General features: G+C 63.9%; 11 protein-coding genes. 7 read left to right on the top strand and 4 right to left on the bottom strand.

Annotation, left to right across the window (positions count from 1 at the left end):
• Positions 1-78 precede the first annotated feature (78 nt).
• Together CXQ94_RS11400 and CXQ94_RS11395 are read left to right on the top strand one after the other, a co-directional pair.
• A complete protein-coding gene (locus CXQ94_RS11400) occupies positions 79-420 on the top strand; it encodes a helix-turn-helix transcriptional regulator (RefSeq protein WP_219817031.1) in 342 nt (113 codons plus the stop codon).
• Positions 410-907, top strand: a complete 498-nt coding sequence (locus tag CXQ94_RS11395; protein ID WP_104090105.1) for an SRPBCC domain-containing protein — start codon at positions 410-412, stop codon at positions 905-907. Before CXQ94_RS11400 ends, CXQ94_RS11395 begins: the two co-directional genes overlap by 11 nt.
• A 162-nt stretch (positions 908-1,069) precedes the next feature.
• Here CXQ94_RS11395 and CXQ94_RS11390 read toward each other — a convergent pair whose 3' ends face one another.
• Positions 1,070-2,506 carry an LPXTG cell wall anchor domain-containing protein gene (locus tag CXQ94_RS11390; protein WP_181034179.1) on the bottom strand — a complete coding sequence of 479 codons (1,437 nt, stop codon included), beginning with the start codon at positions 2,504-2,506 and terminating at the stop codon, positions 1,070-1,072.
• Between the two features lie 296 nt (positions 2,507-2,802).
• Positions 2,803-3,027, bottom strand: a complete 225-nt coding sequence (locus tag CXQ94_RS22610; protein ID WP_104090101.1) for a hypothetical protein — start codon at positions 3,025-3,027, stop codon at positions 2,803-2,805.
• Between the two features lie 95 nt (positions 3,028-3,122).
• Between CXQ94_RS22610 and CXQ94_RS11380 the strand changes: the two genes are divergently transcribed.
• The 4 genes from CXQ94_RS11380 to CXQ94_RS11365 are packed head-to-tail and all read left to right on the top strand — an operon-like array spanning position 3,123 to position 6,149.
• The gene (locus tag CXQ94_RS11380; protein WP_104090098.1) at positions 3,123-4,109 is read left to right on the top strand and encodes an FAD:protein FMN transferase; all 987 of its coding nucleotides are present in this window, start codon (positions 3,123-3,125) and stop codon (positions 4,107-4,109) included.
• Positions 4,102-4,659 carry a ferric reductase-like transmembrane domain-containing protein gene (locus CXQ94_RS11375; RefSeq protein WP_181034178.1) on the top strand — a complete coding sequence of 186 codons (558 nt, stop codon included), beginning with the start codon at positions 4,102-4,104 and terminating at the stop codon, positions 4,657-4,659. Before CXQ94_RS11380 ends, CXQ94_RS11375 begins: the two co-directional genes overlap by 8 nt.
• Positions 4,656-5,897 (top strand): NADH-ubiquinone oxidoreductase-F iron-sulfur binding region domain-containing protein, encoded by a 1,242-nt coding sequence (locus CXQ94_RS11370; RefSeq protein ID WP_258067031.1) that lies wholly within the window; start codon positions 4,656-4,658, stop codon positions 5,895-5,897. Before CXQ94_RS11375 ends, CXQ94_RS11370 begins: the two co-directional genes overlap by 4 nt.
• A gap of 9 nt (positions 5,898-5,906) precedes the next feature.
• Positions 5,907-6,149 (top strand): ferredoxin, encoded by a 243-nt coding sequence (locus CXQ94_RS11365; RefSeq protein WP_104090095.1) that lies wholly within the window; start codon positions 5,907-5,909, stop codon positions 6,147-6,149.
• A gap of 38 nt (positions 6,150-6,187) precedes the next feature.
• On the opposite strand, the gene CXQ94_RS11360 is transcribed toward CXQ94_RS11365, so the two are convergent.
• Positions 6,188-6,910 carry a VIT family protein gene (locus CXQ94_RS11360; RefSeq protein WP_104090093.1) on the bottom strand — a complete coding sequence of 241 codons (723 nt, stop codon included), beginning with the start codon at positions 6,908-6,910 and terminating at the stop codon, positions 6,188-6,190.
• 103 nt (positions 6,911-7,013) lie between these two features.
• Here CXQ94_RS11360 and CXQ94_RS11355 point away from each other — a divergent pair, with 103 nt between their 5' ends.
• Complete coding sequence (locus CXQ94_RS11355) at positions 7,014-8,468, top strand: PLP-dependent aminotransferase family protein (RefSeq protein WP_181034177.1); 1,455 nt, start codon at positions 7,014-7,016, stop codon at positions 8,466-8,468.
• Here the strand turns inward: CXQ94_RS11355 and CXQ94_RS11350 are convergent.
• Complete coding sequence (locus CXQ94_RS11350) at positions 8,387-9,013, bottom strand: DUF1684 domain-containing protein (protein WP_104090090.1); 627 nt, start codon at positions 9,011-9,013, stop codon at positions 8,387-8,389. The genes CXQ94_RS11355 and CXQ94_RS11350 overlap by 82 nt on opposite strands.
• Between the last annotated feature and the right edge of the window lie 32 nt (positions 9,014-9,045).

The following is a 9,045-nucleotide window of genomic DNA, read 5'->3' as shown; positions in this document are numbered from 1 at the left end:
CGGTGTCCGGATGTGGTCAACCCAGAGTGCGAGTCTTTTAGTGTTGACTTAATTAAGTACTCGCTGTAATTTGGGACCGTGACCATAAGCCCAGCGACCGTCTTCTCCGCACTTGCCGATCCAACGCGCTTAACCATTGTGGACTTGCTAGCCCAGCGGGGTGAGCTGTCTGCCAGTGACATCAGCGGCGTCTTTGCCAGCAGTGCCTCGGCAATCTCACAGCACCTAAAAGTCCTGCGCGAAGCGGGTCTGGTGCTGGTCACAAAACAAGCACAAAGGCGCATCTATCAACTCAATACAGTGGCCATTACCGAAACAGAACACTGGCTGCACCTGCGGACTCGTCAATGGAATACGAGGCTCGACGCGATGGAAACGCTCATCCAACGAATCGATAAGGGACTGGACAATGACCAATAATTCAACACGCGACATCATCATCACTCGCATCCTGAATGCGCCCGTTGCGACGGTTTGGACTTTGTGGACCGACCCGGATGCAGTGACCCAGTGGTGGGGGCCGGAGGACTACACATCACCTTCTGCCGAAATCGATCTGAGGGAAGGCGGCACCTACCTCTTCAGCATGAAGGCACCCAGTGATCAGGGCGGCCAAGTGAGCTACACCGGCGGTACCTATGCGAAAATCGAGGCGATGCACCGCCTGGAATTCACCCAAAACCTGACGGATGAGCAAGGGGCGCTGTTGCCCGTCGAACAGTTGCCGGAAGGGTTCTCGCAAAACATTTACACCATTGTGGAGTTCAAGGACGTGAACGGCTTGACGCAGCTCACCATCACAGAGAAGGGTTGGACACGGAGCCTGATGTCAGTGTTCTCCTATGCGGGAATGCACCAGTCCCTAGACAAGATGGCGGCACATCTGTCCCAACACGAGACTGCGTGAGCGGACGCGCTGACCCTGCGGCTGCCCTACATCAGCTACCCCGGAACCCTCAACGGGCTCCGCAACGAAACCGCCCCTGCGCAAGCACTTGCGACGAGTCCCGGAACGATCCCGGCGACGGTGTCCGCAAAGCTTCCGCAGGGGCGCTGCAGGTTTCCGTCCCTAGGCAGTTCTGCGGCGCAGTGCCATCAAGAGACCGCCTGCAAGCAGAAACACGGCGGCGGCCGCAACTATCGCCAAGGCTCCGCTGGAGCCTGTCTGCGCCAGGCTCTCGGTAGCCGGCACCGGCGTGGTGGTGACGGATGGGGTCGCAGGGCCAGGCGGCGTCGTGGGAACTACCGCGGCCTTGACCGTGATGCCGATGGTGGCCGAGGTTGCGTAGGCGATGTTATCCGCCACGATGGCCACGGATACCAGATGCAGCCCGGACGCCAGGCCGGTCACCGACAACGTGGCCGAGCCGTCCGAAGCGACCGAGGCCCGTCCCAAGACCGTGTCGCCGTCGGTAAATACCGCGACGGGGGCCGTAACGGCGGGGAGCAGGGACACTGCCGCGGCAAGGTTAAGCGTGTCCCCGGCGGCCAGATCCACCGATGAAGCGGTGAGCGTGGCAACAGGTGTGGGATCAGTCCAGCTGATGCTGGCCTTACCGTTGAGCAGTCCTGCCGGACGGGATGCTTCCGAGGCCACGGTGCCAGAGGCAAACCAACTTGAGCCGGCGCCGCCACCGCCTCCGGAGGCGCTGCATCCGGTAATCGATTCATCTCCGGAGGAGCCGCCCAGGCCACCCAGGTAGCCGCCGCCACCACCGCCGCCCGCACCCTTGACCTGGGTGAGAAGATCGGTCACTGATTGTCCGGTGCCGCCGACCATTCCAACAGCTGCACCGCCTTGGCCTCCAGCAACTGGCGGGCATCCTTCATCACCGCTGGGCCCGGGGTCACCGTTGTTGGCGGTTGTCAGCGTTGCGAAGCCGCCCATGCCGCCCTGGGACACGGAGCTGCCGCCGATGTTGCCACCGGCCCCGCCGCCACCGCCGGCGACGGCGACCAAGGATGGGGCTCCGGAGCTGGAGGGGGACTTGAAGAGCAATGTTGCCGCACCGCCAGCGCCACCGTGGCTGAAGATGGTGCTGGGTGTGGTCCGAAACTCGGTCAAACCGCCAGCGCCGCCAGCCGCTTGCTGGGATCCAGCAGCACCAGGGGCGGTATTGTTGGCGTCCTGGCCGGCGAGGCCCACGGCAACGGTGAGTACCTCCCCGGGCTGCACAGGCAGGTCAATCGTCATGGCCGCCCCCGTCCCGCCGGGGATGCCGTCCTGGTTTGGCAGGTCATTGATCTTGTTCCGGTTGGCGCCGCCGTTGCCGCCCAAGAGTGTGACCTTTGCCTGGTAGATGTCGGAGGGGACCGTCCACGAAGGTATTTGTGCGGGAACGTCTGCATCGAAATCGATGTGGTGCGTCACGGGGACATAGGGTACCGGCACGCCTCCCACAGGAGGAGCTGCCATGGCTGGGCCGGCGACTAGTGCAACCGCCCCGAAAGCAGCGATAGCCGTAGCGAGCATGGTTGCCCTGTGGCGGGTGTTCATAAGGGACAAGGAACCCTCCAAAGGTTCTGAATGTGACGCGCCGCAGTGGCGCGCGTCCCACATTCTAGCGGGTTCTTAGGAGAGTACTCTAAACCGTTTTCCGCGTGTGACGATGTGCCCGCTGTTCCTAAGACCACGGCGGCAAGGTATCGACGATGCATGACGAAGGGGGACACTTCCCGCCGGAGGACTATTATCAAATTCCGGGGGTCCTTGGCTAAGCCGTGACCAGCACAGATTCATCGCCCGCTGCCAGCCTCGTCAAAGAATGCACAGAGACTTTGCGTGGAAGATGGGATTGAAATCTAGCTCCGACGATCCGAGAAGGGAATGGCCATGACCGCACGAACCAGCGGAAAGCGCATGGCGGCGAACATCACCGCCGCGGTCACAGTGGGAAGTTTTGCCGTGGTCGGAATTGGCGCCATTGCACTGGATCGGGCTACCGCGCCCCACGCTGCCAGCACCACTTCCGTAACGAGCAGTGGCGCCAGCACCTCCAGCAGCGGTAGTAGATCAAGCAGCGGCACTACTTCACAGGATCAGACCCCGAGCCAGGATTCGGGATCTTCTAGCAGCAACTCCAGTGGCACCTCTGTCCAGTCGGGCAACGGAGGGACCATCAATGGTAGATCCTCGGGTTCCTGAAATGGATGCCAGCCGATCCTGGACCGTGTGGGGGCTGGATGCTTCCATAACGGTCACCGACCCCGCGCTGGCAAGGGCCGCTGAGGCCATAGTCCGCGCAGTAGTGGGCGACGTCGATACGGCGTGCAGCCGTTTTCGCCCAGATTCCGAACTTATGCTCTCGCAGCCAAACCTTGCCGCCGGAGTAAACGTGAGTCCGCTTCTGGCCCTCTTGGTCAGGAGCGCTCTTGACGCCGCCGCGTGGACCGACGGTGATGTGGATCCGGCCCTTGGTGCGGACCTTGACGCACTGGGGTACGACCGAGACATTGTGCAGCTTCGGCTCAGTCCGGACGCTCCCGCGAGCCTTGCGGCCCGTCCCCGATCCCGGACGCCCGGCTGGCAAAGGCTGCGCCTAGAGGGGCAAGGCCTGAGCGTGCCAGAGGACCTCCGCCTAGATCTGGGGGCCAGTGCCAAGGCCGTCGCGGCCGACCGTGCGGCAACGCAGGTTGCCGCCGAATTGGGGTGTGGCGTGCTGGTGTCTCTGGGTGGGGATATTGCCACCGCGGGGCCAGCGCCGGTGGGTGGCTGGCAGGTGTTGGTCCAAGACCTTCCCGAGGATCCCTGGCAGCAGGTCACTCTCAGCGCAGGGCACGCCGTCGCCACCTCGAGCACTCAAAAGCGTCGGTGGCGCCATGCCGGCCGCACTGTCCACCACATTCTTGACCCCAGGTTTGGGCTTCCCGCGGAACCGGTGTGGCGCAGCGTCACCGTGGCAGCGTCATCATGTCTGCAGGCCAATGCATTCAGTACTGCGGGGATTGTCCGGGGCTTTGCTGCCGTGGACTGGTTTGGGCGTGCCGGGATCGCAGCGCGGTTCGTTGACCAGCAGGGGAGGGTTGCCTTCACGGGGAGCTGGCCCGCGGAGGACCAGCAGCTTGGCCGGTTTGACCCGGACCCGCTCGGGGTGGGTTCACATGGATAACGCGCTGTGGGCCGTCGGCCGGGTGAGCGGTTTCGTAGCACTGGGCCTGTTTACCGTCGCCGTCGTGCTGGGCATTCTGACCCGTTCCGGCAGGCCCTTGCTGAACATCCCGCGGTTCTCCGTGGCACTGATCCACCGCAACGTCTCCTTGCTGGCCACCGTTTTCCTGTTACTCCATGTGGGTACCTTGTTGCTAGACGCTTACGCCAAACTCAACATCGTTGATGTGGTTGTGCCATTCTTGGGCGGCTACAGGCCGTTCTGGCAGGGGTTCGGTACAGTGGCTTTTGATCTGGTGATTGCCGTGGTGATCACCGGCCTGCTGCGGCACCGCATAGGCCAGAAGACTTTCCGGGCCGTGCATTGGTTGACGTACGCGATGTGGCCGATCGCCCTTGCCCACGCTATTGGCAACGGCACTAATGGGACTGCCGGATGGTTTCTGGTGCTCGCGGTGGGATCCGTGGCAGTGGTGGGTGCCGCAGTGGTGTGGCGTCTGTCAGCAACATTCTTGGAAACCTCCAAAGCCCGTCAGGGAGGCCTGTTATGACACCCCTCAGCGCTACGACCCCGACCATGGGCGAGGCCTGGGACACTCAAGGTAGCTTTCAGCTTTTTGCCGCCGGAGCCAATGCGGGGCTGCGCGTCCACGAACAAACATTTGGGCCGCTGTTCCTGGACCGGATCGACAATGGTTTCATTTCTGTCCTGGAGGCGTCGGGCCTGACCGGACGCGGGGGCGCGGCCTTTAGTTCTTGGCGCAAACTGGCGGCAACGGATCAAGGCCAGGGCGGGTCCGTGTTGGCAGCCAAGCCGGTGGTAATCGCCAATGGCGCCGAAGGTGAACCCTTGAGCTTCAAGGACAAGACTCTCTTGACGCATGCACCGCACCTGGTGATCGACGGCCTGCTCATTGCCTCTCGAGCGGTGTCGGCCTCATTGTTGTATCTCTATACCACCCCGGCGGCAGCGTCGGCAGTGGAGGATGCCTTGGCGGAGCGTCACGATGCCCGCAAGATCAAGGTGGTTCAGGCGCCAGAGACGTTCATTGCCGGCGAGGCCAGCGCTGTGGTCAACAGCATCGCCAACGGCATTGCATTGCCCCTGGACAGCCGACGACGCCTGAGCGAGTCGGGGGTCAAGTCGCGGCCCACCCTGGTGCTGAACGTGGAAACACTGGCCCATGTGGCGCTCATTGCCCGCCACGGGTCCGGATGGTTCCGAACGGCCGGCTCGGACCGGGATCCCGGAACACGGCTGGTTTCCGTTTCGGGATATGTTGCCGAACAGGTACTTCAGGTCGAGGGCGACGCCCGCTTAGCAGACATTCTGGCCAGTGCCGGCGTCGAACTTTCGCAGGTGGAGGCTGTCCTGGTGGGCGGCTATCACGGGCGATGGGTGCGCCCCCTGGACTACCGGCTCTCACCGACGGGTCCTGAGAATCATGTGGTCCATCCGGGTGCGGGGGTCCTTCATGTTCTGGCGGCCTCGGAGTGCGGGCTGGAGTCCACTGCGCGGATTCTGGCCAGCCTGGCCGGGGCGTCTGCGCGGCAATGCGGACCGTGCATGTTTGGCCTGCCCGCCATGGCCGGGGTGCTGAACGCAATCGCCTATGGTGACCGGGATCCTGGGCTGGTTGGGGAACTGGAGCGGTTGGGCAAACTTGTCACCGGTCGGGGCGCCTGCCATCACCCGGATGGAACGGCCAGGATGGTGGGCAGTGCCCTGGACACCTTCTCGGAGGATGTGAGGGCCCACCTTGGTGGGACCTGCACACGGAAAGCATAGGAGAAGAGCGTGAGCGAAGTACTTCATATCGACTGGACCAAGTGCGACGGACGCGGTCTGTGCACCGAGCTCATACCGGATGTGTTGGGTCGTGACGACTGGGGCTATCCGCTGGCGAGGCAGGCCCGAGGCGGTGACCGCACCAACGTGGCCATTGTCCCGAGGGACGTCGCAGCTGCACGTGACGCCGTCCAGTTGTGCCCGAAACTGGCGTTGAGCCTGTCACCGCAAGGGGCCCTTAAACGGCGCTAGTGGGCAGCCCAGATGTGCCCGGCTCATCCGTTGCGCGGCTAGATGACCCCGGCCGCGCCGAGCATGCTGCCAATACCAAAGGTTGCCGCGAGAGCAAGCGCGCCACCAAGAACAAGGCGTACTGCCGAGGTAGTCTTCGAACTTCCCCCGATCGTGGCGCTCACGGTTCCGGTGATGGCAAGGGCCAGCAGGACGGCGGCAAACGTCACCGGGATCCGCCACTGTGCCGGCGGCAGCAGGATGGCGACCAAAGGCAAGATGGCACCGATGGTGAATGCGGCCGCCGACGCAAACGCTGCTTGCCAGGGGCTGGCCTCGTCGTCCTCGTTGATGTTCAGTTCGGCGGATAGATGGGCTGCCAGGGCGTCGTGAGCGGTTAGTTCGCGAGCTACTTGCTCGGCCGTCGCATCGCTGAGACCCTTGGCCCGGTACAGGCCGGTGAGTTCGGCCAATTCCGCGTCGGGATCCTCCGCCAGTTCTTGGCGTTCCTTTTCAATGAGCGCCCTTTGGCTGTCACGTTGGCTGCTGACGGAAACATACTCGCCCAAAGCCATGGAGACGGCACCGCCCACCAGGGCGGCGATGCCGGCAACAACAATAGGCGTAGCTTGGTTGGTCACCCCAGCAACGCCGACGACGGTTGCGGCTACGGAGACGATGCCGTCGTTCGCGCCGAGTACCCCGGCCCGGAGCCAGTTCAGGCGCCCAGCGATGTTCGCGGTGTGCGGTTCGTTGCTGTGGGATCCGGATGTGCTGCTCATGGGCCAAATCTAACAGGAGTGTCCCGCGGGCTTGCTTCGGGAGCGTAACTTCACTGGGGGTAACGCGATTGACAATCCGTGGGGAACGTTATCTACTTACGGCATGTTTATCGATAACAGGGCGGCCGAGATTGCAAACGCTCTGCACCAGCAGGCGGACGCGATGGATGTGGGGGAGAAGCTCCCCTCGGTCCGGGAGCTGTCCAGGGTCTATAAGGCGAGCCCGGTCACCATCACCGCGGCAATCACCTCCCTGACAGCGCTCGGCGTGGTCCGTGCCGAACCGGGACGCGGCACGTTTGTTGCTGGCCGCGACCTGGCACAGGAACCGGACTACGCGTGGCAGTCCTCCGCGCTGGGACGGTCCCGGGTTGACCCCTCCCGCGCTGGCCGGATCGGCTCCCATGGGACGGGCGACCACGTGCAGCTGTCGTGGGGCTACCTCGCTCCTGAACTGCAACCTTTCGACGAACTTCGCACCCTCGGAGTCCGCTGCGCGAAAAGCCACCGGGCCTGGACCATGGCACCGCCCAGCGGTCTCCCCGAACTTCGCCGCGTTTTCGCCGCAGACCTTGGTGCCGAGCCCGAGGACATGCTGATCATGCCCGGGGGGCAGCAATCGCTGGTGTTTGCCATGCGCACACTTGCCGATCCCGGCACCACGCTCATCACCGAAAGTCCCAGCTACCCCGGCGCCATTCTGGCCGCCCAGGCCGCTGGGCTCAATCTTGCCGCCGTCCCCGCTGACGGCGACGGCATCCGTCCAGACAAACTCGCCGAGGCGCTGGAACGGACCCATGCCAAGCTCATCTACCTGCAGCCGTGCTACGCCAACCCCACCGGTGCGGTCCTGAGCCCGGAACGGCGCGTGGAAGTCCTTGCCTTAGCCAAGCGCTTTGGCGCGTTCATCATCGAGGACGACTGGGCCAGGCACCTTGCCCTGGAGGGTGCGGCGCCAGCACCTTTGTTCACACAGGATCCGGATGGGCACGTCGTCTCCATTGCAACGCTCAGCAAACCTGCTGCCCCCGGGCTGCGGGTCGGAGCCTTGGCCGCGAGGGGACCGGCGGGTGAGCGGCTGCGCAGGGCCCGCATTGCCGAAGACATGTGTGTGCCGGCGCTTGCCCAGGAAATTGCGCTGGGACTACTGACCTCCAGTGCCTGGCCGCGGCATATCAAACGTTTGCGTACAGGTCTCCGCGATCGGCGGGATGCCATGGTTCACCAGATCCATGCTTCACTGCCAGGCGCACGCGTCGCTAATGTTCCCACCGGAGGCATCCACCTCTGGGTCAAGCTGGCCGAGGGAACCGACTCCACGGCCCTGACCGCGGCGGCCCAGGATGCGGGTGTGTTAATTGGCGACGGGAAGGGCTACTACCTCGATGAGCCACCCGCCCCGCATATTCGGCTCTCCTTCGGGGCCGCTTCCATCCCGGATATTGAAGAGGGTGTCCGGCGGGTTGGCAGCGCGGGTCAGTACATTTCACCCACGGGGATTCGGGCGGCCAGTCGGTTGCTCGGCCCGGGTAGTGGGCAGGCCCATGCCTCGTCGTAGGCGCACGATGGGTTGTAGGCGAAGTTGAAGTCAAGGATGAAAGCGCCCCCGCTTCGTCCCAGGTTTGCGCCCTTGATGGTGTCCAACAGGTAGCGGCCGCCGCCGTAGCTGCCGCCGTCGGCGCCTGAACTTGCGTCCCTGAAGGGGAGAAAAATTCCGCCCCCATAACTGCGCAGTTGCCACAGGGCGAGCGCGCCAATGCCGGGGACGTCAAGGGTTCCCAGCTGTTCGAACGGGACGGTGCCGTCGGTTCCGGTCTGCACCAGCATTTCTTGGCCAGCGCCCTCGGTGGAGGGTACACATTCGAAGCGGAAGTCGGGGTTGTAGGCCGCCACCGGTAGGCCCGTGAAGTTGGCCTTTGCCGCCGCGCTAAGTGCTGAGGCGGGGTGGGTGACGAACAACTCGTCGCGTCCTTGAACCCACAACACGTGGGCCGCGGCCGGACTGTCGTCGCGGGCGGTCCGGCGAACCTGCGCATACAGCTCGAAAGTTTGCAGCCGCCAATCGGCGACGTCGGCGGCCGCGAGGGCTTCGGTGGTGGTCATGGCATCAGGCTACCTGCCCCGGCCAGGCGCCG

Origin of the sequence: Arthrobacter sp. GMC3 (assembly GCF_002929305.1) — a bacterium.
Classification (GTDB): Bacteria; Actinomycetota; Actinomycetes; order Actinomycetales; family Micrococcaceae; genus Specibacter.
Note: the sequence above shows the minus strand (reverse complement) of the source record. Positions and strands in the feature narration are given on the sequence as shown.